The organism is Bradyrhizobium tropiciagri (assembly GCF_018130545.1).
In the GTDB taxonomy this organism is placed as follows: domain Bacteria; phylum Pseudomonadota; class Alphaproteobacteria; order Rhizobiales; family Xanthobacteraceae; genus Bradyrhizobium; species Bradyrhizobium tropiciagri_A.
Window position 1 is genome coordinate 470999 of sequence record NZ_JAFCKF010000006.1, and the last position, 25216, is coordinate 496214.

A 25216-nucleotide genomic window follows, 5' to 3' on the forward strand; every position below is an offset into this window, starting at 1 on the left:
AGGCTGGAGCTACAGCCTTCGCAAAACAGCCATTTGTGGTTATGGGTCCCGGCTCGCGCTTCGCTTGGCCGGGACGACGGTGTGCCATGAATCCGCGGTCCGGATTAGCCACCACACCAGATCATTCGCTGATCTCGTTCAGCTCTTTCCCGGAATGCTCCGGCACGAACAGGAAGACGCCGATCGCCATCGCGATCATCAGCACGGGGATGCAGAGGAACGCCAGCGCGAACGAGCCGGTGTGCTGCTGGAGCGCGATCGAGACGAAGGGAAACAGCACGAAGCCGACGAAATAGGCGATCGCCCAGACCACGCCGTTGGCAGCGCCGCGGATCCGGGTCGGGAAGATTTCCGCGGTCAGTGTCGTGCTCGGACCCCAGAAGCCGAGGAAGCCGAGGCACCAGAGCAGCCCGAACGTCCACAGCAGCACGCGGTCCTCGGAATAGACCCAGAGCGTCATGAAGATCGCGCCCTCGATCAGGGTGATGATGAAGGTGCGACGGCGGCCGATCTTGTCGATCAGCCAGCCGACCAGACAGAGGCCGACGAAGCCGCACAGGCCGTAGAACACGTAGAACAGGCTGTATTCGGTGGTCGACCAATGCTTCTCGGTCGAGAGGTACAGCGGCATCCAGGCGCCGACCGTGCCGTAGATGCAGGTCGAGGCGCAGGCCACGAACAACGCGACCAATGTCGAGGGCAGCACGTCGGGCATGAACACCTGGCGGACGCCGACCGATTTGGCTTTGCCGAACCAGTTACGGTCATCGTCGTTGACCGTGCCGCCGCGCGCCAGCGTCTCCGCGATGCGCCGCTTGCGGTCCTGCGACCGCACCCAATAGGGCGATTCCGGGCAGGTGGAGCGGATATAGATCGCGAGCAGTGCGATCACGCCGGGCACCATCACGGCGATGCGCCAGCCATAGTTGGCGGCGATCAGCCCGGTGATCGCGCCTGCGGAGGTCGCGCCGAGGCACCAGGCCGAGCGGGTGATGCTGATGACGCGGCCGCGCAGCCGCGCCGGCCAGGTCTCCGCCACCAGCATCGAGCCCAGCGACCATTCGCCGTTGAGCGCGAAGAACAGCAGTGAGCGCGCGATCACGAACACTGCGAAGGTCGGCGATAACGCCGCGACCGGCATCAACAGTGAGAACAGCGCGATATTGACCGCGAGCAGCGTGCGGCGGCCGTAGCGGTCGGCGAGCCACGGCCAGAAATAGAGCCCGGCGATGCCGACGAACAATGCGATCTGCATGCCGGAGCGATATTCCGGCAGGGTCAGCGCGAATTCCTTGATCACCATCGGCGAGATCAGCGCGAAGATCACGCCGTCCATGCCGTCAAAGCCCCAGCCGAGCGCGTTAGCGGTTGCGATGTGCCAATGCGTTTTCGTGAGCTCGGTGCCGCCGGCGACGGCGCGGTAATTGGCGTATTGCAGGTGTTTCTGCTCGAGCGGACCGACGTCGCTGCCGGCATCGTTCACCGCAGGCGCGACATGGCCATCAGCCGTGATGCTGCTCATGATTGCTTTCCCCACTGCCGCCTGTTGCGAGCCCACGCCGCAATCTCAGGCTGAACCAATCGCGCTATCGCGGCAAGCAAATTGCTCGCGGCAGCGCACCCGTCCATTCCGTTCAATGGAATGCGCAATGGATTGCACGAAGCCGCGTGCATACGGAGCGCGCCCCGGCCGGTTTCAGGAATCACAAAGAATTATTTCCGGAAACCGCTCCGAAAAACTCCCGTAGCTCGGGCCAACGACGCCGCTTTCATCAACCAACCCGCGCCGTTGTTGCCCCTTCATCGCCGGCGCGGATGCGCCGGCTCGATTACCCATCGGGAGACGAACCATGTCGAAGCGTATTGCCTATCTCGCTGCCGCCGCCTTCAGCGCCCTCGCGATCACCGCCACCGTCGTGGCGCCGGTCCGCGCCGAGGAGAAGACCGTGATGGTCGGTGGCGCGGCGATGTTCCCGTCGAAGAACATCGTCCAGAATGCCGTCAATTCGAAGGACCACACCACCCTGGTCGCCGCGGTGAAGGCCGCTGGCCTGGTCAGCACGCTGGAAGGCAAGGGCCCGTTCACGGTGTTCGCGCCGACCAACGCCGCGTTCGGCAAGTTGCCGGCCGGAACCGTCGACAACCTCGTGAAGCCCGAGAACAAGGCGACGCTGACCAAGATCCTCACCTACCATGTGGTGCCCGGCAAGCTCGAGGCCTCCGACCTTACCGACGGCAAGAAGCTGAAGACCGCCGAGGGCGAGGAACTGACCGTCAAGCACCAGGACGGCAAGATCTGGATCGTCGATGCCAAGGGCGGCACCTCGATGGTGACGATCTCGAACGTCAACCAGTCGAACGGCGTCATTCATGTGGTCGACACCGTGCTGATGCCGGCGACGTAACGCCCGGCGGCCTGATTTAGTCCCTGCGGACTTTCGAAATGCGAGCCGGAGCCTCGCCCCGGCTCGCATTTTTGTGACCAGATCGGGTCGCGTATATCAAACTGATGAGGCATGCCCCCGTAACGCAACCCCGGTTCCCGGCGTATAAGCCGGTAACGCCCACGAGCAGAGAACTTCCATGACGAGCCTTGCCGTCAGCGACCACCAGGCAGAGACCGCAACGCCCGCGAAGGTGATCCAGCCGGTGTGGGTACGGATGGTGCACTGGATCAACGCCGTCGCGATGATCCTGATGATCATGTCCGGCTGGCAGATCTACAACGCCTCGCCGCTGTTCGGCTTCAGCTTCTCCTCGAACATCACGCTGGGCGGCTGGCTTGGCGGCGCGCTGCTCTGGCACTTTGCCGCGATGTGGCTGCTGATGGTCAATGGTCTGATCTATCTGGCGCTCGGTTTCGCCACCGGCCGCTTCCGCAGGAAGCTGCTGCCGATCACGCCGTCGGGCGTGATTTCCGACACCAGGGCGGCGCTGACCTTCAAGCTGTCACATGACGATCTCAGCAAATACAATTCGGTGCAGAAGCTGCTCTATACCGGCATCATCATCGTCGGCGTCGTGATCGTGCTGTCCGGCCTGTCGATGTGGAAGCCGGTGCAATTGCACTGGCTGGTGTCGCTGTTCGGCGGCTACGACATCGCCCGCTATGTCCACTTCACCTGCATGGCGCTGATCGTTGCCTTCCTGGTGATCCATGTCGCGCTCGCGCTGCTGGTGCCGAAGAGCCTGCGCGCCATGATCATCGGGCGCTGAGGGAGAATAAAATGGGTCGTCTCCGCAAGCTCCTGATCCCCGGCGTCGACAAGAAGCTGCTCGTGCGTGATGCGGTGAAGACGATGCCGGAGCTGACGCGCCGCCGCTTCATCACGGCGGGCACCAGCCTCGGCGCGCTGACGTTGTTGACCGGCTGCGACGTGGTCGATTCGTCCTCGGCTGAGGAACTGCTGAAGCATGTCTCGAAGTTCAACGACGCGGTGCAGGCCTGGATGTTCAATCCGGATGCGCTGGCGCCGACCTTTCCCGAGAGCATGATCACCAAGCCGTTTCCGTTCAACGCCTATTACGATCTCGACGATGCGCCGGAGATCGCGGGCGCGGACTGGAAGCTCGAGGTGCGCGGGCTCGTCGAGAACAAGAAGCCGTGGACGCTCGACGAATTGTACAAGCTGCCGCAGGTCAAGCAGGTGACGCGCCACATCTGCGTCGAGGGCTGGAGCGCGATCGGCAGCTGGACTGGCACGCCGTTGCGCGATTTCCTCAAGCTGGTCGGTGCCGACACCCGCGCCAAATATGTCTGGTTCCAGTGCGCCGACAAGGACGGCTACAACTCGCCGCTAGACATGCGCACCGCGCTGCATCCGCAGACCCAGATGACTTTCAAATTCGGCGACGAAATCCTGCCGCGCGCCTATGGCTTTCCGATGAAGATCCGGGTGCCCACAAAGCTCGGGTTCAAGAACCCGAAATACGTGCTCTCGATGGAAGTCACCAACGACTACAAGGGCGGTTACTGGGAAGACCAGGGGTATAATTCGTTTAGTGGAAGCTAGTCTGCTGTCGTCCCGGCGAAAGCCGGGACCCATGCTCCGCGGCCAAGGAAATAGGCAGGCGGGGAGATGCTTCCTTCTATCACAACCACCTGTGGTTATGGGTCCCGGCTTTCGCCGGGACGACAGGGCTACGGCCCGACCTTCCTCTGAAACGCCGACAGCACCGCCCCCAGCACGAGCATTGCGGCAGAGACGTTCAACGCAAACGACAGGCTGCCGACCGCGTCGGTGATGGCACCGACCACGATCGGTCCGAGCGTCTGGCCGATGCCGAAGGCGATGGTCATCGCGGCGATCGCGGTTGGCCAGGCTTCCGGCGGGTAGTTGAGGCGCACGAAGGCGGTGGTCGAGCCGACCACGGCGAAGAACGCGACGCCGAACACCAGCGCGGAGATCGCCAGCAACAGCGGCGAATGCCCGAAGATCGGCAGCGCCGCGCCGAGTGCGTTGACGCCGAGGATGATGGTGGTGGCGAGCCCGCCGCGGTCGAGCGCCAGCACCCGCCGCCAGACCCATGGTGTGACGAAGGCGCTGACGCCGATCAGGCTCCAGAACGCGCTCTGTGCCACCGCCCCGCCGCCGCCGTCGCGGACATAGGCGATCATGAAGGTCATGTAGGCGATGTAGCCGGCGCCGAACAGGAAGTAGGCGGCGAGATAGATCAGGACCGGCATCACGGCGAATTTGGTCCGCACGATGCCGCCGGCGATCGCATCGGCGTGCAATGGCGCAAGCCACAACGGCACGATCATGATCGCGGAGAGCAGCGTCATCGCCCACCACACGATCCACCATGAGCCGGCGCCAAAACCCTGCAGCACGAACGGCGCGATCAGGCCGGATGCCAGGATGCCGACGCCCGGTCCGGCATAGAACAGGCTGAGCAGGAAGTTGGCGCGTTCCGGCCGCGACTGCGCGATGGCTGCCGCCAGCGCGCCACCGCCGACGAAGCCGATCGCGGCGGCGAAGCCGACCAGCAGGCGGGCAAAGCTCAGCACGGCGAAATTGCCCGAGATGGCGCACAGCGCCAGCGACAGCGCGCAGGCCACCGTCGACCAGCGCACCGATGCGGCGAGCCCGAAGCGCTGGATCAGGCGCGAGGCGAACAGCGCGCCGACCAGATAGCCGGCGGCATTGATCGTGTTCATGAAGCCGGCGGCCGAATAGGACCACGCCAGCTGGTCACGCATATCAGGCAGCACCAGCGAATAGGCGAAACGGCCGATGCCGAGACCGACGGTCGGTGCAAGCGACAGAATCAGGATCAGCCGCGCGGGATGCGGGTACGACGGGGAGGGGGCTCTCACAATTCACTCCGGCAATGCAGCCATTGTGGCAGGCCGCGGCGGTCCTGCCCAGCGCCGGAGGCAGCAACACTGTCTTGCGTATTGGGCAATCAGGCGATCAGGACCAGCGCGACGCCGGCGACGGTCAGCAGGGTTCCGGCGATGATCCGCGCCGTGATCTCGACATGCTTGAGCATGACGGCGCTCATCGCCACCGTGACCAGCGGGTAGATCGCGGCGAGCGGCGCCACCAGCGTGATCGGGCCATTGCGGACCGCGGCGAACAGGCTGAGCGCGCTGAGCCCGTTGCTGATTCCTGTGAGCATGAACCAGAACCGGCCCTCACGCGGCGCCTGCACCAGGAAGCTGCCCTTGCGGATCCGCTGCACGGTCAACACCACCAGCGAGGACATGACATAGCCGACCAGGCAGGCCCATAGCGGGCTCGGCCAGATCGCGAGCCCGAGCTTGGCGATCGGCGGCACGATGCCGCGCACCAGGGCGCTTGTGAGCGGCAGCAGCAGAGCCCAGCTGCGCCAATGCCCGAGGTCGCGCGGCCGGGTCACCGTGATGATGGCCGCGCCCGCCACCGCGACGACGAGGCCCAAGAGCTGCTGCGGCAGCAGCGGCTCGTGCAGCAGCAGCACCGCGGCGGTGACCGCGAACAGCGGCGCCAGATTGCCGAGCGTGGAGGTGATGACCGGCCCGAGCGCCCGGTTCGAGGCGAAGGTCAGGAGCGTCAGCGAGGCCGGGAAGAACAGGCCGATCGCCATGAAGATCGGCAAAGCGCGCCAGACCACCGGCTCGCCGTGCAGGATCAGCGGCGACAGCAGCAGGAACAGCAGGGTGAAGCTGGGCACGCTGATCGCGGCGCCCGACAGCGGCTCGACGGTGCGCAGCCCAAGTTGCGCCAGCACCACCCCGGCACCGAGGAAAATGGCCGAGGCGAAGGCGTAGACGATGGCAGCGGTCATGAGGTCCGTCTTGTTGGCTTCTTGAGGCGCGGTTGGCTCGTTCCGGGCCATTTTGGCCCCGCGAAGGGTGCCTTGCCAATCGGTGCGGGGCGTTTTAGCACTCGCGCCAGACGATGACGGGCATGCCCGATTGAATGAGGTAACGACCATGGCGACCCATAAACTGCTGCTTCTCCCCGGCGACGGCATCGGCCCCGAGGTGATGGCCGAGGTGCAGCGCGTGATCGACTGGCTGAATGCGCAGGGCATCGCCAAGTTCGAGACCGAGCAGGGCCTGGTCGGCGGCTCCGCCTATGACGCGCACAAGGTGTCGATCTCCGAGGGCGACATGGCCAAGGCCAATGCGGCCGACGCCGTGATCTTCGGCGCGGTCGGCGGTCCGAAGTGGGACAGCGTGCCCTATGAGGTGCGTCCCGAGGCCGGCCTGCTGCGGCTGCGCAAGGATCTCGGCCTGTTCGCCAATCTGCGCCCGGCGGTGTGCTACCCGGCGCTGGCCGATGCTTCGAGCCTCAAGCGCGAAGTGGTCGAGGGCCTCGACATCATGATCGTGCGCGAGCTCACCGGCGGCGTCTATTTCGGCGAGCCGAAGACCATCACCGATATCGGCAACGGCCAGAAGCGCGCGGTCGACACCCAGGTCTACGACACCTTCGAGATCGAGCGCATCGGCCGCGTCGCTTTCGACCTGGCGCGCAAGCGCAAGAACAAGGTGACGTCGATGGAGAAGCGCAACGTCATGAAGTCGGGCGTGCTCTGGAATGAGGTCATGACCCAGGTCCACGCGCGCGAATACAAGGACGTCACGCTCGAACATCAGCTCGCCGATTCCGGCGGCATGAACCTGGTTAAGACGCCGAAGCAGTTCGACGTCATCGTCACCGACAATCTGTTCGGCGACATGCTGTCGGATATCGCAGCGATGCTCACAGGCTCGCTCGGCCTGCTGCCGTCGGCCTCGCTCGGCAAGGAAGACGCCAAGACCAAGGAGCGCAAGGCCTTGTATGAGCCGGTGCACGGTTCGGCGCCCGATATCGCGGGCAAGGGCCTCGCCAATCCGATCGCGATGATTGCCTCGTTCGGCATGGCGCTGCGCTATTCGTTCGGCATGGGCGATCTCGCCGACAAGGTCGATGCCGCGATCGCGGCCGTGCTCGCCAGCGGCCTGCGCACTGCCGACATCAAGTCGGCCGGCTCTACGTCCGTCAGCACGGCGCAGATGGGCGAGGCGATCGTGAAGGAATTGCAGAAGCTGCACGCGTAGTAACCGCGGCAACAGCAATGGTGTCGTCCCGGCCTTCGCTGGGACGACGCAAGATGCGGGATATCGGCAAGCAGTGTGGTGATGGTGGGCATGGTGCGAGTGCGCCTTTGCCTACCGTGCATCCGAACCAAAACAAAAATGCCCGGCCGGAGCCGGGCATTTTCGTATCGGCTGCTCGCCGAAATTCTCAGTACAGCGGGAAGCTCCGCGGATAGCCGCCGAGGTCGGACGGCGGGCTGAGCGGCTGGCGATCGATCGGGCGGTTGCCGTTCTCGCGTCCGAACGAGGGATAGCCGACGTCCGGCGGATAGGCGTAGTCGTTGAACTTGCGGTCGCCCGGCAGCACTTCGGTGCCGGCGTCCAGCCACGAGCGCGTGGTGACGTAAACGCGGGTACGCGGACCCTGCTGATAGACCCGGTTCGGACCCTGCGCGCCGTAATAGCGACGGCCGTCGCGGTCGTACTGCTCTTGCTGCTTGCGCTTGCTCGGGGTCTGCTGCGCGCTGGCTGCGGTCATGCCGAATGCGGTTGCGGTGACGGCAGCCGCGGCAAGCAACACCACGAGCTTGTTCGCGGCAGGGAATTTCAAGGTCATCGCATCCTCGTCATTACGGCCCCCATCGGGGCTGGCGCGTCCGCCAAAATCACTTGGAACACATTGTAGCCATGGTGGGGTGGCCGTCACTAGGTCAATTGCGCCACACCGGCAGAGATAATTAATGTCCGGGCGCAAAAGTTTCATGAAAACCAGTGCCTTGCCACGGTCTCGCCATCAAAGCGCACCGCGCAGCAGCGGGTTCTGGCTGCCCATGACCCAGTCGGCCGACAGGGCCGGTGCGCCAGAGGTACCGCAGTCGGTACGGCGCAGCTCCGCATGGGCGAACAGCGCGGCGAGCCGCGGGTCATTGCCTGCGGCCAAAAGGGTCAGGCGGTTCAGCATGCAGACGATCGCGGCGCGCTGGGCCGGCAGGCTGTCGCCCTGGCAGGTCCAGCCCGATATCCGCAGGTCAGGCGCGTCAGCCTGCTTGAGGAAGCCGAGGCAGGCGCGGCTGCCATCCAGCCGCGTCGGGCGCAGCAGGGTGACGCTGCCGAACTTGCTGTCGACGATCCCAGCGGCCTCGAGCTCGCGGCTGCCGCCCGGGTCGAGCCGGTCGGCAATCTCGGTCACCGCGGGTCCCAAGGCCTCGCCGCCGGGGCGATAGATTTCCAGCTCGGCCGCCGGCGCGCCGTCGGCGTCGGTCCAGCGGAAGACGTCCTTGCGGCCACCCTCGGGGTGCCGGAAGACCTGATAAGCCTCTGTTTTGTCTCGCAGATCGAGCTTGCTGATGGCGAAGCCGGGTGCCGTTCGGGCAGCCACGCTCCAGCCTGCGGCCGCAGGCGTCGCCGCCGCCGTTGCGTCCGGCAGCTGCTTCCATAGATAAACGCCGAGGACCACGAACAGCGCGAGCACGGCGGCATAGGCGAACAGCCCGGAGAGCGTGGCGTAGACCTCGTCGACGAAGCTCGTCAGCGCTGACGGAATTCTCGTATGATGGGGAGCGGCCGGATCGGCTCGAAATAGACGCATCAAAACGCTCAAAAAGCTACGCAACGTTGTCTTGACGGGGTTTCTCGCATAGAAGCGCTGCCTCTTCCCTTTCCGCCCGTAGCGGGGGAACGGGCATTTTTCGTCGGAGAGTGAACGATGGGTTACAAAGTCGCGGTGGTCGGTGCGACCGGCAATGTCGGGCGCGAAATGCTCAACATTCTCGACGAGCGCAAATTTCCCGCCGACGAGGTCGTCGTGCTGGCCTCGCGCCGCAGCGTCGGCATCGAGGTCTCCTATGGCGACCGCACCCTGAAGGTGAAGGCGCTCGAGCATTATGATTTTTCCGACATCGACATCTGCCTGATGTCGGCCGGCGGCTCGGTGTCCAAGGAATGGTCGCCCAGGATCGGCGCCGCCGGCGCGGTCGTGATCGACAATTCGTCGGCCTGGCGCATGGACCCGGACGTGCCGCTGATCGTGCCGGAAGTGAACGCGGATGCCGCCGCCGGCTTCACCAAGAAGAACATCATCGCCAACCCGAACTGCTCGACCGCGCAGCTCGTGGTCGCGCTGAAGCCGCTGCACGACAAGGCGACGATCACGCGCGTCGTGGTCTCGACCTATCAATCGGTGTCGGGCGCCGGCAAGGACGCGATGGACGAATTGTTCTCGCAGACCAAGGCCGTCTACACCAATGACGAGCTGATCAATAAGAAGTTTCCCAAGCGCATCGCTTTCAACGTCATTCCGCAGATCGACGTCTTCATGGAAGACGGCTTCACCAAGGAAGAGTGGAAGATGATGGCGGAGACCAAGAAGATCCTTGATCCCAAGATCAAGCTGACCGCGACCTGCGTGCGTGTGCCGGTCTTCGTCGGTCACTCCGAAGCCGTCAATGTCGAGTTCGCCAATCCGATCACCGCGGACGAGGCGCGCAACATCCTGCGCAATGCGCCGGGCTGCCTCGTGATCGACAAGCACGAGCCGGGCGGCTACGTCACGCCCTATGAGGCGGCCGGCGAGGACGCGACCTACATCAGTCGCATCCGCGAGGACGCGACGGTGGAGAACGGTCTGGCGTTCTGGTGCGTCTCGGACAATCTGCGCAAGGGTGCGGCGCTGAACGCGGTGCAGATCGCAGAGGTTCTGATCAACCGCAAGCTGATCACCGCGAAGCAGAAGGCGGCCTGACGCCGGGGAATCAAGGGGGCGCAACCATGTCGGAACAGTTGGCTCCCACCCCACCGAGCCCCTCGACGCCGCGCATCATGCGCGGCTTCGAATATGTGCTGTTCAACAGCCGCTGGCTGATGGCGCCGTTCTATGTCGGCCTGGTCGTGGCGCTCGCCGTGCTGCTGCTGAAATTCGCGCGCATGCTCTGGGAGTTCGTGCTGCATGCGTCCGGCTACAAATCGACCGAAGTCATCCTCGATGCGCTGGCGCTGATCGACGTCACGCTGGTCGCCAACCTCATCCTGATCGTGGTGTTTTCGGGCTACGAGAACTTCGTCTCGCGTATCGACACGTCGGGCAACCCGAACTGGCCGATCTGGATCACCAAGATCGACTTTGCCGGGCTGAAGCAGAAGCTGCTGGCCTCGATCGTCGCGATCTCCGCGATCCACGTGCTGGAAGCGTTCCTGAACATCGACGCCGCGTTCGACGCGACGCGGATGACCTGGCTCGTCGCCGTACACCTGGTGTTCGTGATCTCGGCGCTGTTGCTCGCGATCTCCGATCGCTGGGGCGCCGATCACGGCGCCGAGTAGCCGGTCGCGCGCGGCTACTCGCCGGCATTCAGCGCGTCGGCGACGCTGATGAATTCCTTCGCGACCCGGTCGAGCACGAACAGCGAGCCTTCGGCGACGCCGAAATAGGCGCCGTGCAGCTGCATGTCGCCGCTCTCGACCCGTTCGCGCACGAACGGGAAAGTCATCAAATTCTCCAGCGAGCGAAACACCGCGGCCTTCTCGATGCGGGTGACGAAATCCAGCATGCTCTCATGCTCGCGCTGCTCGACGACCTCGCCCGGCTTGATGAACATCTGCATCCATTTGCCGATGAAGTCGCCCGGCGTGAGCGGCTTGATCTTGTCGACGAAGGCGCGGATGCCGCCGCACTGGGCATGGCCCAGCACCACGATGTTCTTCACCTTCAGCACGGTCACGGCATATTCCAGCGCGGCCGAGACGCCGTGGGCGTTGCTGTCGGGCTGATAGACCGGAACCAGATTGGCGATGTTGCGCACCACGAACAATTCACCGGGACCCGCGTCGAAGATCACTTCCGGCGAGACACGGGAATCGCAGCAGCCGATCACCATGGTTTCGGGAAACTGGCCGCGTTCCGACAGATCCCGGTAGCGCGACTGCTCAGTCGGCAACCGCTGGGTCGCGAAGGTCCGGTAGCCGTCGATCAACTGCTTCGGAAAGAATTTCATGGCCTCTGGCTAACCACATGCTGGTGACGGGAACAAGACTTTCGGGGCACGGCCTGAGATGATACGGCAGCGGTGAAGGATGGTTCCCGGCCGCTGCCCAAAGATTGGACAGCGGCGGAGCCGAAGCCCTGAGGAGAATGCCGATGACCCGCCCGCGCCGCAGCCTGTTGTTCATGCCGGGATCGAATGCACGGGCGCTGGAGAAGGCCCGCACGCTGCCGGCCGACGGCATCATCCTCGATCTGGAGGATTCGGTTGCTCCGGACGCCAAGGCGGTGGCCCGCGAGCAGATCGCCAAGGCGGTCGCCGCCAAGGGCTTTGGCAAGCGCGAGGTGCTGATCCGCATCAACGCGCTCGACACGCCCTGGTGGGTCGACGACATCGGTATGGCCGGCAAGGCGCAGCCGGACGGCATCCTGGTTCCCAAGATCTCCACCGTCGACGATCTCAACGCGGTCGCCGATCGCCTCAGCGACATCAACGCGCCGGCCTCGATCCGGGTCTGGGCGATGATCGAGACCGCGCGTGCGGTGCTCGACGCCGACAAGCTTGCGGCTGCGTCGAAGGATTCCGAAATCCGGCTCGCCGGCTTCGTGTTCGGACCGAACGACATTGCGCGTGAAACCCGGATCCGGATGAAGCCGGGCCGCGCGGCGATGATCCCGATGATCACGCATTGCATCCTGGCGACCCGTGCGCATGGGCTCGAGATCCTCGATGGACCCTATGGCGACATCAGCAATGTCGACGGCTTTGCCGAGGAATGCGCACAAGGCCGCGATCTCGGCTTCGACGGCAAGACGCTGATCCATCCGAGCCACATCGATGCCTGCAACGCGATCTTCACGCCGCCGGAGGCGGAGGTCACTGAGGCGCGCAAGATCATCGCCGCCTTCCAGCAGCCGGAGAACGCCTCGCGCGGCGCGATCCAGCTCGACGGCCGCATGGTCGAGCGCCTGCACGCCGAGATGGCCAAGCGCACGATCGCAATCGCCGACGCGATCGCCGCGATGGGGCATTAGTTCAGCGAAGATTCTTCCCTTCTCCCCTTGTGGGAGAAGGTGGCGCGAAGCGCCGGATGAGGGGTTCTCTCCGCTTGCGAAATTCTCCCGTGCGGAGAGAACCCCTCACCGCACTCGCTTCGCGAGTGCTCCCTCTCCCACAAGGGGAGTGGGTAACGTCGAGTCTGTGTCAGCGTCCGAACTTCTCCGCCGCCCATGCGTAGAGGCTACCCGGGATCGGGGCCTCCTTGCCGCGGCCTTTCGGCGAGATGTGGAGGCCGATGATTGCGGGATCGTTCAGGTAGCGCGAAAAATCCGACGGCTCGAAAAACAGTTTCGGTTCGGCATGCACTGCGTAGAACGATTGCTTAGGCAGTGCGTATTGCAATTCGCCTTCGCGGCGCGCAAGCGCGGTGAGCGCGGCGGGGCCGTAGATCGCGATGCGGATGTCGGAGAGCCGATGGGATTTGCCGCGCAGCTTGCGCATCGCAAAGGTCAGGCGGTGACGCAGCGCCAGCCAGTCCGGCGTCAGCTCTTCCTGCTTCATCAACGCTTCGAAGGCGCGCACGATCGGATCATCTGGCGGCAGATACAGCACGGAGTTGCCGAGCTGCCGCGGCCGCTCCCAGGCAAAATAGGGCTTTGCCGGATCGATCTCGACGGGCTTAAGCAGCAGCACGTCGGCATCGAGCCAGACGCCCGCGCGCTGCGTCATCAGCCGCATCCGGAAGAAGTCGCTGAATTGCAGGATGGTCCAGTCGCGCCACGAACCGTCGCGCTCGGCAGGACGCAGCTTCTCGGAGAACGCATGCGGCAGCACTGCTTCGGCCTCGGCATTGCCGACGCCGTCGGGCAGGCCGGGAATCGGATCGAAGCTGTAGACGGTCACCTTGTGGCCTGCCGCCACCTGCGAGCGCAGACAGGTCTGGCGCAACGCGTCCATCGAGCCGTGCCAGAAGGTGACGATGTCAGGCAGCATGCGCGTCAGCCATCAGCAGGTTTGTGAGGAGGCAAAGAAAAGCCCCGGCGCCTGAGGGCACCGGGGCATGATGATACGCCGAGCCTCAGGCCCAGGCACGTTCCTTGAGCTTGGCTTCGTAGCTGTCGATCGACTTCTTCTTTTCCATCGTCAGGCCGATGTCGTCGAGGCCGTTGATCAGGCAGTGCTTGCGGAACGGATCGATCTCGAATTTCACCTTGCCGCCGTCGGGACCGCGGATCTCCTGGTTGGGGAGGTCGATGGTCAGCGTCGCATTGGCGCCGCGCTCGGCGTCATCGAACAGCTTGTCGAGGTCTTCCTGTGACACGCGGATCGGCAGGATGCCGTTCTTGAAGCAGTTGTTGTAGAAGATGTCGCCGAACGAGGTCGAGATCACGCAGCGGATGCCGAAGTCGAGCAGCGCCCAGGGCGCGTGCTCGCGGCTCGAGCCGCAGCCGAAATTGTCGCCGGCGACCAGCACCTTCGCGCTGCGATAGGCGGGCTGGTTGAGGACGAAATCCGGGTTCTCGCTGCCGTCATCCTTGTAGCGCTGCTCGGAGAAAAGCCCCTTGCCAAGGCCGGTGCGCTTGATGGTCTTGAGGTACTGCTTCGGAATGATCATGTCGGTGTCGACATTGATGATCTTCAGCGGTGCCGCGACGCCTTCCAGCGTGGTGAACTTGTCCATCGGTGCTCTTCCCGGGCCAAAAGTGGGGATAGGGGCCGGATATCTATCGCGAATGTGACAGCGGTAAAAGGGCGATTTCTGCAGGGCTAGCCCGCATCGGCCTCAATCGCCTCCATATCGGCGTCCGAGAGGCCGAAATGGTGCCCGATCTCATGGATCAGCACGTGCCGGACGATGTGGCCCAGGGTCTCGTCGTGCTCGGCCCAGTAGTCCAGGATCGGCCGGCGGTACAGCCAGACCAGGTTCGGCAGCCGGGCCACGTCGCCATGGCTCTGCTGAGGCAGGCCGATGCCGTGAAACAGGCCGAGCAGGTCGAACTCGCTTTCGGCCTGCATCTCGTCGAGTACCTCGTCGGTCGGGAAGTCGTCGACACGGATGATCAGGCCCTCGCAGAGGGCCCGGAACGTCTCGGGCAGGCGCTCGAAAACCTCGTGCGCCATGGCCTCCATCTCGGCGAGCGAGGGGGCTTTTTCTGTGGTCCACATGCCACTCCTTTAGCGCGAGTGCTGTCGGCGGCGCCAGCGCAGTTGACCTTGGCGGTGCGATGGGAGACCGTGCTGCTCAATAATGGGGCTCAAGATTGGGGCTTGGGTGGCGTGATGAAACGGATCGTGGCGGCAGCGCTGTTGGCAGCATCAGTCGGGCTCTCGCTCCCGGTGGGAGAGGCGCGCGCGCAGAGCGCGGCGGCTGAGGCGCGGATCGGTGAACCGGCGCCGATCGCGCGTGAGCGCGTCGCCGAGCGTCGTCGCCTGAGGCGCGTGCCAATCTACCGGTCGCGGCCCGATCATTGGGAACCGGATGTGATCCCGCGCTACAATCCCGGTCCCAACGCCGTGCGTGAATGCACCGCGACCTATGTGCAGGAGCACCGGCCGAGCGGCACCGTGATCACGCCGCGCATGAACTGCTTTTGGCGGCCGGGCTAGCGCGCTTGCGTGCGAAGCCGGTCCCGCATGTGATGCGGGATGGACGCCCGCTCGCGTGACGAAGACGCGACGAACCCGAATCTCGTTTTGCCCGAAACTAGTTTTGCAGACCTCGGCGTATCGCGGCGATCATTGCGCCAGCCGCGATCGCTCCTGCTGTTCCATAGACCGCGATCGCCATCAGCATTTGGGTGAGATGGTTCGCCGTTCCGATGCCGCCGCCCGGTCCTTGCGAGCCAAGCGCGACATCGACGATCATGATGGAACCGGCGAGCGTCGCAACGGCGGTTCGAAGCAACCGCCTGCATGTGCCTGTCTGTGTCACGGCAATCTCCTGCAACAGAGTGCGCGCAAGATACGACGGTAGTCTATGCCGGGTTTTGCGCAGCGGCGCGAAAAATCGGTCGCTGTGTCGGAACCCGATCGCGCCAGCGGCATTCATGATCGTGGCGCAGATATTCACTTCCCACTCACGTCATCCGCATCCGGCTCGCGATCTGCGTCGCGGCAACGGGGCTCGATTCGAACTTCAATCGTCGTTGCAAGACGTGACCTCAAGGGATCAAGGAGACAACTTATGAAGGTGATGAAGGTTCTGGGGCTTGCGGCCGTCGGCGCCGTGCTGGTTTTGGCGGCGCCGGCCGAGCGCGCGAACGCGATGTCGCTCGCCACGCCAGGCGCGGCCACAACGGTTCAGGACAACGCGAACCACACCACCACGCAGGTGCGCTGGGGCCACGGACATGATCGTGGCTGGCATCGTGGCTGGCACCGCGGACATCACGGTGGCTGGGGCCATCGTGGCCACTGGCGCCGCTGATCGCGCGACGTATCAGCGCAGTTGAGACACAGGCCCGTGAGCAGCGGGCCTGTTGTCGTTATCAGCCATCAAACCGGCAGATTCGCGCACGCGAAATGAGGCCAATCGCAATCTGCAGGAGGTGATCATGAAGAGATGGATCGGTGTCGCGGCTGTCGCCTGTGCATTCGCATTGACGGCGCCGGCATCGGCAACCGCCGCGGCTTCAACCAGGCCGCAGGCCGCGACCCCACAACGGCAAGCGGGCAAGGCGACCGACTTCAGCGCACAGCGTCATCATCATCACACCCATCGCCGCCACTATCACCACGGCTACCGGCCATATTACCGGCCGTACTACCAGCCCCATTCTTATTATCGGCCGTACGGCTCCTATTATTACGGGCGACCCTATTACTATCGGCCGTATCCGTATGCTGCGCCGGCGCCGTTCACCTTCGGCCTCGGGTTCGGCCCGTTCTGGTGAGGCACAGCCGCGCGGGATCACAAGACACAACACGTGCGAGCAGCTCCGGGCGACCGGAGCTGCATCGCTGGCGTCACGGCGCGAAGCCCTTCGCGAGCAGCACGATGCTCTGCGCACCGGCTTTGCGATCCCTGGAGATCTCGACATAGTCGGGCGATTGCGACCAGGCGCGGAATGCGGCTTCGTCGGGGAACGACATCAGCACCAGCTTGTCGCGATCCCAGCTGCCTTCGAGCACCGCGGGGTGTTCGTCGGCCGACAGCAGCCGCCCGTTGAACCTCCTGAACACATCGAAGAAGCGCGCCTGATAGCGATCATAGGCGGCACGATCGGTCATCTTCAGCTGCACGATCACATAGACGGTCACTGACGTTTCCTCCCGGGCTCTTCGTCGCACGGCATTGCGCGTTCATGGCGCATTCAGTTGCGAATTTTTACCGTTATGCCGGGAGCGACTGCAATCAACGCAATGAGACCGGCTGCCATGCAGCGCGGCTGTCGTTGCTGTTGTCAGGGAGATTCAGTGATGAGGGAGAGCTATCTGCGGCGCGGACTGCTGCGTCGGCTTGGTGTTGCGGCTGCTGCTGTCCTCGCATTGTCGATCGCTTCGCAGCAGCGCGCCGAAGCGCTGTCGCTGGCGAGCCCGGGCATCGTGCCCGCGGCAAGATCTGCGGCCGATGCCATGACGACCCAGGTTCGACATGGCGGTGGCGGCAGCCACGGCGGCGGAGGCTTCCACGGCGGCGGTTTCCACGGCTTCCACGGTGGCGGTTTCCGCGCCGCGCCAGCATTCCACGGCGGTTACCGCCATGGCGGCTTCCATCGCCACTATGGTGGTTATCATCGCTTCTACGGTGGCGGTTATGGCTACGGCTACCGCCGGCACTTCCATCACCGGCGCTACTTCTACGGATCGTCCTATTACTATCCGGCCTATTATCACCACCGCAATTGCCGGGTGGTCTGGACCTATTATGGGCCGCGCCGGATCTGCCGGCCGTATTGGCACCACCGTCACCACTGGCGGCCGTATGGCTATTGGTGAGGGCTGACATGACAGCGGGCGCCAAGCGGCGCCCGTTTCGTCAGGTCAATCTGGCTTGTGGGCGAGCTAGTCCCAATCCTTCAGCTTCCAGGGCTTGATCTTCCACGGCGTCAGGTTTTCCATCCGCCATTGCGTCCAGCGATCCGGCGGCCAATGGCTGAGGCGCGAGGTTTCCTTCACCTCGGCGGGCAGATCGATCACGCGCGATACTGCGCGACGGCGACGCCTCTGCTGCGTCGCCTCGCTGATCATGTCGACGAATTCGGGTTTATCGGCCACGTCCAGCTCCCCACGAAGCTTGTCTTCGCGAGGAGCCAGTGTGCGTGCGCCCCGTTAACGAGCCGTTTCCACAACGGCTCGAGCTTGAGGCGAAAACGTCGCTTACCGCCAGTCGCGGACGTCGACGAAGTGGCCGGCGATCGCGGCGGCCGCGGCCATCGCGGGCGACACCAGATGGGTGCGGCCCTTGAAGCCCTGGCGGCCCTCGAAGTTGCGGTTCGAGGTCGAGGCGCAGCGCTCTTCCGGCTTCAGCTTGTCCGGATTCATCGCCAGGCACATCGAGCAGCCCGGCTCGCGCCATTCGAAGCCGGCCTTGACGAAGATCTTGTCGAGGCCTTCGGCTTCCGCCTGCTCCTTCACGATGCCCGAGCCCGGCACGATCATCGCGTTGACGTTGGCGTTGACGGTCTTGCCTTCGGCGATCTTCGCAGCGGCGCGCAGGTCCTCGATGCGACCGTTGGTGCAGGAGCCGATGAAGACGCGGTCGAGCTTGATGTCGGTGATCTTGGTGCCGGCGGTCAGGCCCATATATTTCAGCGCGCGGTGCTTGGAGAGCCGCTTGGCCTCGTCCGCGATCTTGTCGGGATCGGGCACGAAGCCGGTGATCGAGATCACGTCCTCAGGGCTCGTGCCCCAGGTGACGATCGGCGGCAGCTTGGCAGCGTCCAGGCGCAGTTCGTGGTCGAAATGCGCGCCCTCGTCGGAGCGCAGCGTTTCCCAGTAGCGCATCGCGGCATCCCAGGCGGCGCCCTTCGGGGACTTCGGGCGGTCGCGCAGGAAGTCGAACGCCTTCTGGTCGGGCGCAACCAGGCCGGCGCGCGCACCGCCTTCGATCGACATGTTGCAGACCGTCATGCGGCCTTCCATCGACAACGCACGGATCGCCTCGCCGGCATATTCCAGCACGTAGCCGGTGCCGCCCGCGGTGCCGATCTCACCGATGATCGCCAGGATGATGTCCTTGCCGGTCACGCCATCAGGCAATTTGCCGTCGACGATCGCGCGCATGTTCTTGGCCTTTTTCTGGATCAGCGTCTGCGTCGCCAGCACGTGCTCGACCTCGGAGGTGCCGATGCCGTGCGCGAGCGCGCCGAACGCGCCATGCGTCGAGGTGTGGCTGTCACCGCAGACGATGGTGGTGCCGGGCAGCGTAAAGCCCTGCTCGGGGCCGATGACGTGGACGATGCCCTGACGCTTGTCGAACTCGTTGTAATACTCGATGCCGAATTCCTTGGCGTTCTCCGCCATCACCCGCATCTGCTCGATGCTCTCGGGATCGGGATTGGGCTTGGAGCGATCCGTGGTCGGGATGTTGTGGTCGACGACCGCGAGCGTCTTCTCGGGCGCGTGCACCTTGCGGCCTGAAGCGCGTAGGCCTTCGAATGCCTGTGGCGAAGTCACCTCGTGCACCAGGTGGCGGTCGATATAGAGCAGGCAGGTGCCGTCCTCGGCCTCGTGGACCAGATGGTCGTTCCAGATCTTGTCGTACAGCGTGGTCGGTTTGGACATGAGCTTCAGCTCCAGAAGAAATTCAGTGGTTGATGGCTACGAGCGCACCTCGGCGCGCGAGCAGGCGAAAGTGTCCAGGCAGCGTTACGCTGCGGGCCTAAGCTCTGACGTTGCCGATGTCGCGAAGCGTCCGAAGAAGCGGCCGGGCAGCCGCGAGCGATCGTCGATCACGACGCGCTGGCAGACCTGACTTAGGCAGCACTGGCTTGCTTGATCCGGAACCATTCTAAATTTCTAACACAGGGCTCGCGCCCGCGACAATCGATCGATGCGCGGGCCTGCACGTCAGATAGGTATGCCGCAACAAAAAAGCGCGGGGCCAGCCCCGCGCTTTTGGTCACAACCCTTTCGGGGTGAATTACTCGCCGACGGCAGTCTGGCGGTCCTGCTTCTCGACGATGCGGGCCGACTTGCCGCGCAGGTTGCGCAGGTAATAGAGCTTGGCGCGACGCACCTTGCCGCGACGCACGACCTTGATCGAGTCGATCATCGGCGACATCACCGGGAAGACGCGCTCGACGCCTTCGCCGTAGGAGATCTTGCGCACGGTGAAGCTCTCGTTGAGGCCCTGGCCGGAACGGCCGATGCAAACGCCTTCATAGGCCTGCACGCGGGTACGATCGCCTTCGACCACCTTCACGTTGACGATGACGGTGTCGCCGGGACCGAATTCCGGAATGGTCTTGGTGGCGGCGAGCTTGTCGAACTGCTCTTTTTCGAGCTGCTGAATAAGGTTCATCGAAATCTCCATCGGCGGCGCGCCCAGCCTGTATGGGGGCTGCGCAAACGTCCATCTATCCTGCGCGTGTGCGGATTAGGCCGTGCCTATAAGGCAAAGCGCAGGGTTTGTCACCCGTCTGTCGTGTTTTTTGTCCCTCGCGGAGCGGCTTTTTGGCCGGTCTTCCGGGCCCAGAGATCGGGCCGCCGGGCCGCCGTCAGGGCCTCGGATTGGGCCAGTCGCCAGGCCGCGACCTTGGCGTGATCGCCGGAAATCAGGATTTCCGGGATCTGGCGGCCCTCGAACTCCTGCGGACGGGTGTATTGGGGGTATTCCAGTAGTCCTTCGGAGAAGCTCTCCTCGGTTCCCGAGGCCAGTTTGCCCATCACCCCCGGCAGCAGGCGGACGCAGGCGTCGATCAAAGCCATTGCGGCGATTTCGCCGCCGGACAGCACATAATCGCCGATCGAGACCTCCTCGAGCTCGCGGCCCTCGATCACCCGCTGGTCGATACCCTCGAACCGGCCGCAGACGATCAGGGGGCCGGGCCCGGCTGCAAGCTCCGCGACCTGGGTCTGGCTCAATGGCCGACCCCGCGGGCTCATCAGGAGGCGCGGACGGTCAGGCGCGATATCAGCGGCGTCGATCGCGGCCGCCAGCACATCGGCCCGCAGCACCATGCCCGGGCCGCCGCCGGCCGGAGTGTCATCGACGCTGCGGTGCTTGTCGGTGGCGGATGCCCTGATGTCGCGTGCGTCCAGCGCCCAAAGGCCCGTGGCCAGCGCCTTGCCGGCCAGGCTCACGCCAAGCGGCCCCGGAAACATGTCCGGGAACAGGGTCAGCACGGTGGCGCGCCACGGTGGCGCTTGGGCTTGCGTCTCTTGCGATGTCATGGCCTCTGGTTACGGCACCACGGCCGTGAGGTCGAGGCTCTGCATCATTGCGGCGGCGTCCACGGCGCGGCGGAAGTCGGCGAGCGCAAAGGCCGCGACGTTGATCCGGCGCAGATCCAGCAGGCCTTCTGCCGCGAGGCCGGCGAGCTGGCCCGGCGCCGTGCGGTCATACATGAACTGGCCGACCACCTCCCAGTCATTGGCCAGCATCTCGCGGAACGAGAGCTCGAGTGGCACCTCGGCGCTGCCCATCAGCACCATCCGGCCGCCGCGCCGGAGCGCGCGCAGCGACGACAGCGTGGTCGACGTGCTCCTGGCGGCGCCGAGCAGATCAAGCGCGACATCGGCGCTGCCGCCGGCGGCGCGGCGGATGATCTGAAGGTCGGCTGCGGCATCGCCGGTGACGACAGCAGGAATGACGCGTGGGCCGAATGCATCACGCAATTGCGCGAGCGCGGCCTCCTTGCGTCCGACGGCGACGACGCGGCCGGCCCCCATCGCGACCGCGAGCATCACGCCGCCCGAGCCGAAATAGCCGGTCGCGCCGTTGACGATGATGGTTTGGCCGCCGCGCAGGCCGGTGCGCTGCAAGCCGCCGAACGGCACGATCAGTTTGGCGAGCCCGATCAGCTCGGTTGCCGGTCTGTCGTCGAGATTGGCAAGCGGCGTGACGCAGGCCGCCGGCCAATGCGCGATCTCCGCGAACACGCCGTCGCGCCAGCGCGCCTGCAACGCCAGCGCCTCGGGCGTCGTCACCGTGGCGGTGAGGCCGATCAGGATCTGCGGCGGATCGCGATCCGGCACATCGCCGCGCAGATGCGGGCTGAGGAATACGCGGTCGCCGCTTTGCACATGCATGACGTTGTCACCGGTGGCGACGACGCGCGCGATCGCGTTGGTGCCCGGCACGAACGGCATCGGCGGCAGGCTGTAGGGCAGCGCGCCCGAGAGCAGCTTGTTGGTATAGGACAGCACCATGCCGGCCTCGATCCGCACCACGACGCCATCAGGCGCGGGCTTGGGCGTTGCGATTTCCTCGAAGCGAAGATCATTGTGGGCGTGCAGCCGCCAGGCCTTGTGCGTGCTTGTCATTGTTGTGCTTTCCGTTGGCCGTCCTCATCGACGCAACGGATTATGTATTGCGCGGTCGTCGCCGCACCAGAGCGCTGATGAAACTTGCGGCAACGGCGTCAGGCGTTGCCGCGGCTCTGGTCGGCGAGATGCCGCGCGAGGACCATCGCAAGCGGACAGATCGCCAGCGCCGTGAGTGCGGTCGCCGTGGTAGCAAGCGTCGGGCCGAGCGCATCGCCGAGCAGGCCGTAGATGACAGGCGCGATCGCGCCCGATCCGATGGTGCCGGTATAGAACAGCGCGAACGCGCGCTCGGTCTGATGCGCGGGCGTCAGCTCGGGCACCGTGCCATAGAGCACCGAGGAGGTGCCGTTGAGCATCACGCCGAGCAGCGGCAGCAGCACGATCGCCGGCGCCAGCGGCAACACCAGCACTGCAACGATCAGCGCGGCCGTTCCGCCTTCGGTGATCAGCACCGTGCGCAGCGTGCCGACGCGCGCGCCGAGCCAGCCACAGGTGAATTTCCCCGCGGCGCCGCCGATGAAGACCAGCGCCAGCGCGAGGCCGTTGGTCGGCAGTGCGGCACCCTTGTCGCGCAACAGGAACGGCAGGAAGGTGAGAAAGCCCATCCTGACCGCGGTGTCGAGAACGCCGATTGCGAGCAGCCAGGGAAAGCCGCTGCCGGTGCCGTCGTGGCGCGATGCGGCGGCCTTGTGCTCTGCGTGTTCTGCGCCCTTGCCGACCGAGGGCATCCAGAGCGCGATGCAGATCGCGACCAGCAGGCCGGCCAAGGCGATCACCAGCAGCGTGTGACGCCATGACATGATCACGAGCAGGATCGAGGTCGCTGCCGGGATCGCCGCCTTGCCGAGATCGCCGGTGAAATTGTAGATGCCGAGCGGCCCGCGTGCGCCTGCGCCATAGGCGCGCGACACTGCCGATGATGCGATCGGATGCTGCGTGCTCGACCCTGCGCCGGACATCGCGAGCGCCAGGCCAAGTCCAATGACGCCGCCGGAGAATCCGGCGAACACATAGCCGAGCGCCGACAGCGCCGTGCCGGCGATCAGGATGATCTTGCCGTCGATCCGCTCCGCGACGCGCCCGACCGGAATCTGCAAGCCGGCCATGGCGCCGGCATAGAGCCCGCGCAGCAGCGCCAGCATTCCGTAGCTCAGCGCGAATTCGGCCTGCCAGATCGGCAGCAGCACGTAGATCAGGTCGGTGTAGCCGTCGTGCAGGGCGTGGTTGAGCCCGGTCACCGTCAGGGTGCGGGTCGCCCGGGCACGATCGGGGCGGGGCATACCAGCGTCCGCCGATACGCTCATCGCTGCCATCCAAATCGAGAAAATCTAAAGATGGGACGGCAGTTCATCAGAGCGGTCTTTCGAAAAATGGAGATATGTGAGTGTGTTGTTGCGCAACATGCACCCAATCAGCCGCTGTCACAAATCAGTAATAATCGAATGATGCGTTAGAAAATCTGGTATCGAGGGGATCATGTTCGTCCCACGCCGCAGCCTGCCGCCGCTCAACGCGGTCCGCGCCTTCGAAGCCGCCGCGCGGCTCGGCAGCTTCAAGGAAGCCGCGGCCGAGCTCAGCGTCACCCATGGCGCGGTCAGTCAGCAGATCCGCCTGCTCGAGGAATGGCTGGGCGCGCCGGCGCTGTTCCGGCGATCGGTGCGGCGTGTTGTGCTGACGCCGGCGGGCGCCGCTCTGCTTGCGGAATTCGCGCCGGCGCTCGACCGGATATCTGCCGCCGTACAGCAGCATCGCGCGCGGCGCAGCGATGCGGCGGTGGCGGTGCTGCGCGTCAATGCGCTCGCGACCTTCAGCCTGCGCTGGCTGCTGCCGCGGATGAGCCGGTTTCGCGCCGAGCATCCCGATATCGAGGTGCGCCTGAGCACGTCGAACGATCCGGTGGATGCGTTGCCCGAATCGTTCGACGTCGTGATCCGCGGCGGGCCCGACACCTTCCACGGCTTCTCGTCACGCTTCCTGGTGTCGGAACGGAGACTGCCGGTGTGCAGTCCACAACTGGCAGCGCAACTGCCGCTGCATGAGATCACAGACCTGTCGCTGCACACGCTGCTGCACGTCACGTCGATGCCGCGGCTGTGGCGGGACTGGCTCACCGAGGCCGGGCACTCCGCGCTGGAGCCGAAGGCTTCGCTGACCTTCGATCATTTCTATCTGACCATCCAGGCTGCACTCGATGGTCTCGGCGTGGCGATGGGGCCGACGGCGCTGATCGCGGATGATCTCGCGGCGGGGCGTCTGGTGACGCCGTTTCCGGACGTCAGCCTACCGGCGCGGAGTTACTTCGCGTATTTTCCGGCTGGGCGCAGCAACGATCCGCACAGCGCGGTGTTCTGCGACTGGCTGGAGCAACAGGGCCGGATGACAGGCTGACGAATACTTCGGATCAGGCGGCCGACGGATCGTCGCCGTCGATTTCTTGCGGCAGCTCGATCACGACGCGGCCGGCGTCGAGATCGACGGTCGGCACCACCGCGTTGGTGAAGGGCAGCAGCATCGTCGCGCCCTGCGGCGGGGCGATCTCGATGATGTCGCCGGCCCCGAAATTGTGGATCGCGATCACCTTGCCGAGCAGCTGCTCCGATGTCGTCACTGCGGCAAGCCCGATCAGGTCAGTGTGGTAATATTCGCCGTCGTCGGTGTCCGGCAGTCGGTCGCGCGGAATGTAGAGCTCGAGACCGTTGAGACGCTCGGCATCATCACGCGTGGCGACGCCCTTCAGCGTCACCACGAGATGATCCTTGGCCTCACGCGCATGCGTGACCTCGAACTGGCGCGTGCCGTCCTTGGTCAGCAGCGGGCCGTAGTCCTTCACGGCCAGCGGGTCTTCGGTGAAGGTCCATAGCCGGACGGCGCCGCGCACTCCATGCGCAGCGCCGATACGGGCGACACAGACCGGTGCAGCCACCGCCGCAGCCGTTCAGCTTACGCCTTGGCGGCGGCTTCGGCCTGCGCCTTGCGCTCCTTGCGCGGCACGGCCTTTTCCGGGTTGTTGCGCGGCGCGCGCTTCTTGACGCCGGCGGCGTCGAGGAAGCGGGTCACGCGATCCGACGGCTGCGCGCCCTTGGCGAGCCAGGCCTTCACCTTGTCCATGTCGAGCTTGAGGCGGGCCTCGTTGTCCTTCGGCAGCAGCGGGTTGAAGTGGCCGAGGCGCTCGATGAAACGGCCATCGCGCGGGAAGCGCGAGTCGGCGACGACGACGTGATAGACCGGACGCTTCTTGGTGCCTGCGCGAGCGAGGCGGATAACAACGGACATTTAGTTCTCCTTCAAAGGTCGA

At 64.8% G+C, this 25216-nt stretch carries 32 protein-coding genes; 13 read left to right on the forward strand and 19 right to left on the reverse strand.

What is annotated here, in order from left to right:
* Positions 1-121: 121 nt before the first annotated feature.
* Entirely contained in the window at positions 122-1522 is a 1401-nt protein-coding gene (locus JQ616_RS27390) for an MFS transporter (RefSeq protein WP_212019944.1), read from the reverse strand.
* Between the two features lie 328 nt (positions 1523-1850).
* On the opposite strand from JQ616_RS27390, the gene JQ616_RS27395 reads away from it, so the two are divergent.
* The 3 genes from JQ616_RS27395 (at position 1851) to JQ616_RS27405 (ending at position 4013) form a co-directional block, all read left to right on the forward strand.
* Positions 1851-2405: a fasciclin domain-containing protein gene (locus tag JQ616_RS27395; RefSeq protein WP_212019946.1), complete on the forward strand. Its 555-nt coding sequence runs from the start codon at positions 1851-1853 to the stop codon at positions 2403-2405.
* A 178-nt stretch (positions 2406-2583) separates the two neighbouring features.
* Complete coding sequence (locus JQ616_RS27400; protein WP_212019947.1) at positions 2584-3216, forward strand: cytochrome b/b6 domain-containing protein; 633 nt, start codon at positions 2584-2586, stop codon at positions 3214-3216.
* A gap of 11 nt (positions 3217-3227) precedes the next feature.
* Positions 3228-4013, forward strand: coding sequence for a molybdopterin-binding protein (locus JQ616_RS27405; protein ID WP_212019949.1), 786 nt, complete (start codon positions 3228-3230; stop codon positions 4011-4013).
* Between the two features lie 128 nt (positions 4014-4141).
* Here JQ616_RS27405 and JQ616_RS27410 read toward each other — a convergent pair whose 3' ends face one another.
* Both JQ616_RS27410 and JQ616_RS27415 read right to left on the reverse strand, forming a co-directional pair.
* Positions 4142-5320, reverse strand: a complete 1179-nt coding sequence (locus JQ616_RS27410) for a YbfB/YjiJ family MFS transporter (RefSeq protein WP_212019950.1) — start codon at positions 5318-5320, stop codon at positions 4142-4144.
* A gap of 89 nt (positions 5321-5409) precedes the next feature.
* Positions 5410-6273, reverse strand: coding sequence for a DMT family transporter (locus JQ616_RS27415; protein ID WP_212019951.1), 864 nt, complete (start codon positions 6271-6273; stop codon positions 5410-5412).
* Between the two features lie 148 nt (positions 6274-6421).
* Here JQ616_RS27415 and leuB point away from each other — a divergent pair, with 148 nt between their 5' ends.
* On the forward strand, positions 6422-7534 hold the full coding sequence (leuB, locus tag JQ616_RS27420; protein ID WP_212019953.1) for a 3-isopropylmalate dehydrogenase: 1113 nt from the start codon (positions 6422-6424) through the stop codon (positions 7532-7534).
* 187 nt (positions 7535-7721) lie between these two features.
* Here the strand turns inward: leuB and JQ616_RS27425 are convergent, their stop codons facing one another.
* Complete coding sequence (locus JQ616_RS27425; RefSeq protein ID WP_212019955.1) at positions 7722-8129, reverse strand: hypothetical protein; 408 nt, start codon at positions 8127-8129, stop codon at positions 7722-7724.
* 177 nt (positions 8130-8306) lie between these two features.
* Complete coding sequence (locus JQ616_RS27430; RefSeq protein ID WP_212019956.1) at positions 8307-9101, reverse strand: hypothetical protein; 795 nt, start codon at positions 9099-9101, stop codon at positions 8307-8309.
* A gap of 117 nt (positions 9102-9218) precedes the next feature.
* On the opposite strand from JQ616_RS27430, the gene JQ616_RS27435 reads away from it, so the two are divergent.
* Together JQ616_RS27435 and JQ616_RS27440 are read left to right on the forward strand one after the other, a co-directional pair.
* On the forward strand, positions 9219-10253 hold the full coding sequence (locus JQ616_RS27435) for an aspartate-semialdehyde dehydrogenase (protein ID WP_024583208.1): 1035 nt from the start codon (positions 9219-9221) through the stop codon (positions 10251-10253).
* Between the two features lie 26 nt (positions 10254-10279).
* Positions 10280-10831: a TIGR00645 family protein gene (locus tag JQ616_RS27440; RefSeq protein WP_212019957.1), complete on the forward strand. Its 552-nt coding sequence runs from the start codon at positions 10280-10282 to the stop codon at positions 10829-10831.
* A 14-nt stretch (positions 10832-10845) separates the two neighbouring features.
* Here JQ616_RS27440 and JQ616_RS27445 read toward each other — a convergent pair whose 3' ends face one another.
* Entirely contained in the window at positions 10846-11502 is a 657-nt protein-coding gene (locus tag JQ616_RS27445) for a carbonic anhydrase (protein WP_212019959.1), read from the reverse strand.
* 143 nt (positions 11503-11645) lie between these two features.
* Between JQ616_RS27445 and JQ616_RS27450 the strand changes: the two genes are divergently transcribed.
* Entirely contained in the window at positions 11646-12524 is an 879-nt protein-coding gene (locus JQ616_RS27450; protein ID WP_212019961.1) for an HpcH/HpaI aldolase/citrate lyase family protein, read from the forward strand.
* Between the two features lie 169 nt (positions 12525-12693).
* Here JQ616_RS27450 and JQ616_RS27455 read toward each other — a convergent pair whose 3' ends face one another.
* The 3 genes from JQ616_RS27455 to JQ616_RS27465 all read right to left on the reverse strand — a co-directional run bounded on the left by JQ616_RS27455 (position 12694) and on the right by JQ616_RS27465 (position 14655).
* Positions 12694-13482 carry a hypothetical protein gene (locus JQ616_RS27455; RefSeq protein ID WP_212019964.1) on the reverse strand — a complete coding sequence of 263 codons (789 nt, stop codon included), beginning with the start codon at positions 13480-13482 and terminating at the stop codon, positions 12694-12696.
* An 85-nt stretch (positions 13483-13567) separates the two neighbouring features.
* Positions 13568-14170: a 3-isopropylmalate dehydratase small subunit gene (gene leuD, locus JQ616_RS27460; RefSeq protein WP_212019965.1), complete on the reverse strand. Its 603-nt coding sequence runs from the start codon at positions 14168-14170 to the stop codon at positions 13568-13570.
* An 86-nt stretch (positions 14171-14256) separates the two neighbouring features.
* The gene (locus tag JQ616_RS27465) at positions 14257-14655 is read right to left on the reverse strand and encodes a metallopeptidase family protein (RefSeq protein ID WP_212019967.1); all 399 of its coding nucleotides are present in this window, start codon (positions 14653-14655) and stop codon (positions 14257-14259) included.
* Between the two features lie 114 nt (positions 14656-14769).
* Between JQ616_RS27465 and JQ616_RS27470 the strand changes: the two genes are divergently transcribed.
* Positions 14770-15096, forward strand: coding sequence for a hypothetical protein (locus JQ616_RS27470; RefSeq protein ID WP_212019968.1), 327 nt, complete (start codon positions 14770-14772; stop codon positions 15094-15096).
* A gap of 97 nt (positions 15097-15193) precedes the next feature.
* On the opposite strand, the gene JQ616_RS27475 is transcribed toward JQ616_RS27470, so the two are convergent.
* A complete protein-coding gene (locus JQ616_RS27475) occupies positions 15194-15559 on the reverse strand; it encodes a hypothetical protein (protein ID WP_212020202.1) in 366 nt (121 codons plus the stop codon).
* A gap of 114 nt (positions 15560-15673) precedes the next feature.
* Here JQ616_RS27475 and JQ616_RS27480 point away from each other — a divergent pair, with 114 nt between their 5' ends.
* Both JQ616_RS27480 and JQ616_RS27485 read left to right on the forward strand, forming a co-directional pair.
* The gene (locus JQ616_RS27480; protein WP_212019969.1) at positions 15674-15916 is read left to right on the forward strand and encodes a hypothetical protein; all 243 of its coding nucleotides are present in this window, start codon (positions 15674-15676) and stop codon (positions 15914-15916) included.
* 127 nt (positions 15917-16043) lie between these two features.
* Positions 16044-16382 (forward strand): hypothetical protein, encoded by a 339-nt coding sequence (locus JQ616_RS27485; protein WP_212020203.1) that lies wholly within the window; start codon positions 16044-16046, stop codon positions 16380-16382.
* Positions 16383-16455: 73 nt separating this feature from the next.
* Here the strand turns inward: JQ616_RS27485 and JQ616_RS27490 are convergent, their stop codons facing one another.
* Positions 16456-16749, reverse strand: coding sequence for a DUF1330 domain-containing protein (locus JQ616_RS27490; protein ID WP_212019970.1), 294 nt, complete (start codon positions 16747-16749; stop codon positions 16456-16458).
* A gap of 159 nt (positions 16750-16908) precedes the next feature.
* Between JQ616_RS27490 and JQ616_RS27495 the strand changes: the two genes are divergently transcribed.
* The gene (locus JQ616_RS27495; protein ID WP_212019971.1) at positions 16909-17427 is read left to right on the forward strand and encodes a hypothetical protein; all 519 of its coding nucleotides are present in this window, start codon (positions 16909-16911) and stop codon (positions 17425-17427) included.
* Positions 17428-17493: 66 nt separating this feature from the next.
* On the opposite strand, the gene JQ616_RS27500 is transcribed toward JQ616_RS27495, so the two are convergent.
* Together JQ616_RS27500 and leuC are read right to left on the reverse strand one after the other, a co-directional pair.
* Positions 17494-17706, reverse strand: coding sequence for a hypothetical protein (locus tag JQ616_RS27500; protein WP_212019972.1), 213 nt, complete (start codon positions 17704-17706; stop codon positions 17494-17496).
* 102 nt (positions 17707-17808) lie between these two features.
* Positions 17809-19215, reverse strand: a complete 1407-nt coding sequence (gene leuC / locus JQ616_RS27505; RefSeq protein WP_212019973.1) for a 3-isopropylmalate dehydratase large subunit — start codon at positions 19213-19215, stop codon at positions 17809-17811.
* Between the two features lie 25 nt (positions 19216-19240).
* On the opposite strand from leuC, the gene JQ616_RS27510 reads away from it, so the two are divergent.
* Positions 19241-19405: a hypothetical protein gene (locus JQ616_RS27510; RefSeq protein WP_212019974.1), complete on the forward strand. Its 165-nt coding sequence runs from the start codon at positions 19241-19243 to the stop codon at positions 19403-19405.
* A 168-nt stretch (positions 19406-19573) separates the two neighbouring features.
* Here JQ616_RS27510 and rplS read toward each other — a convergent pair whose 3' ends face one another.
* The 4 genes from rplS to JQ616_RS27530 all read right to left on the reverse strand — a co-directional run bounded on the left by rplS (position 19574) and on the right by JQ616_RS27530 (position 23225).
* Positions 19574-19954, reverse strand: coding sequence for a 50S ribosomal protein L19 (rplS, locus tag JQ616_RS27515; RefSeq protein ID WP_163156833.1), 381 nt, complete (start codon positions 19952-19954; stop codon positions 19574-19576).
* 110 nt (positions 19955-20064) lie between these two features.
* On the reverse strand, positions 20065-20826 hold the full coding sequence (trmD, locus tag JQ616_RS27520; protein WP_212019975.1) for a tRNA (guanosine(37)-N1)-methyltransferase TrmD: 762 nt from the start codon (positions 20824-20826) through the stop codon (positions 20065-20067).
* 9 nt (positions 20827-20835) lie between these two features.
* Positions 20836-21918 (reverse strand): quinone oxidoreductase family protein, encoded by a 1083-nt coding sequence (locus JQ616_RS27525; RefSeq protein WP_212019978.1) that lies wholly within the window; start codon positions 21916-21918, stop codon positions 20836-20838.
* A gap of 98 nt (positions 21919-22016) precedes the next feature.
* A complete protein-coding gene (locus JQ616_RS27530) occupies positions 22017-23225 on the reverse strand; it encodes an MFS transporter (protein WP_212019979.1) in 1209 nt (402 codons plus the stop codon).
* A gap of 172 nt (positions 23226-23397) precedes the next feature.
* On the opposite strand from JQ616_RS27530, the gene gcvA reads away from it, so the two are divergent.
* Positions 23398-24309 carry a transcriptional regulator GcvA gene (gene gcvA / locus JQ616_RS27535; RefSeq protein ID WP_212019981.1) on the forward strand — a complete coding sequence of 304 codons (912 nt, stop codon included), beginning with the start codon at positions 23398-23400 and terminating at the stop codon, positions 24307-24309.
* Between the two features lie 13 nt (positions 24310-24322).
* Here the strand turns inward: gcvA and rimM are convergent, their stop codons facing one another.
* Positions 24323-24844: a ribosome maturation factor RimM gene (gene rimM, locus JQ616_RS27540; protein WP_212019984.1), complete on the reverse strand. Its 522-nt coding sequence runs from the start codon at positions 24842-24844 to the stop codon at positions 24323-24325.
* A gap of 17 nt (positions 24845-24861) precedes the next feature.
* Positions 24862-25194 (reverse strand): 30S ribosomal protein S16, encoded by a 333-nt coding sequence (rpsP, locus tag JQ616_RS27545; protein ID WP_050424979.1) that lies wholly within the window; start codon positions 25192-25194, stop codon positions 24862-24864.
* Positions 25195-25216: the final 22 nt, after the last annotated feature.